The organism is Streptomyces tateyamensis (assembly GCF_003205575.1).
In the GTDB taxonomy this organism is placed as follows: domain Bacteria; phylum Actinomycetota; class Actinomycetes; order Streptomycetales; family Streptomycetaceae; genus Kitasatospora; species Kitasatospora tateyamensis.
In genome coordinates this window covers 1-503 of record NZ_PYBW01000149.1, presented here as the reverse complement: position 1 = coordinate 503, position 503 = coordinate 1, and the positions used below count along the sequence as shown (strand labels likewise).

At 81.3% G+C, this 503-nt stretch carries 1 protein-coding gene; it reads right to left on the bottom strand.

Annotated elements, in window-relative coordinates:
• Positions 1 to 222: 222 nt before the first annotated feature.
• Complete coding sequence (locus C7C46_RS35420; RefSeq protein WP_181442609.1) at positions 223 to 408, bottom strand: hypothetical protein; 186 nt, start codon at positions 406 to 408, stop codon at positions 223 to 225.
• Positions 409 to 503: the final 95 nt, after the last annotated feature.

The following is a 503-nucleotide window of genomic DNA, read 5'->3' as shown; positions in this document are numbered from 1 at the left end:
ATCCGCACCCCGGCCGGGGGTGCCGGGGGGTGGAGTGCGGCATCCGGGCTTCCGGTTGTGCCGCTGGTCGGGGGCGTCGGGACCGGGCCGGCCGGCGGCCCGGCGGGCGATCCGGCGCAGATCGGGGCCGGTCTAAGGCACATGCCACTGGCAGGGGCGCGCGATGGTGCGGCGAGCCGGGGCGGTGAGCCGTGCACCCCGTGCGCGGGAGCGGTGAGCCCCTCAGTGCTGTCCGGCGTCGCGTGCCTGGGCGTGCTCCACCGCCTGGTGCAGGTCGCTGGTGGCCTCCAGGGTGGCCGCGGTGCTGGTGCCGAGGCAGGCGACCAGCGCGAGGGCGGCCACCACCCGGCGGCGCCGGCCGCGCCGGTCCGCCGCCGGGTCCCGGTGCGGGGCGAGCAGGGCGGCCACCCGGCGCGGCACCGGGCCGGCGGCGGCCGCCGGGGCGGGGTCCGGGGGATGCGGTGACCAGCGGGGCCAGCGGCGAGCGGGTCAGCGCGTGGCAG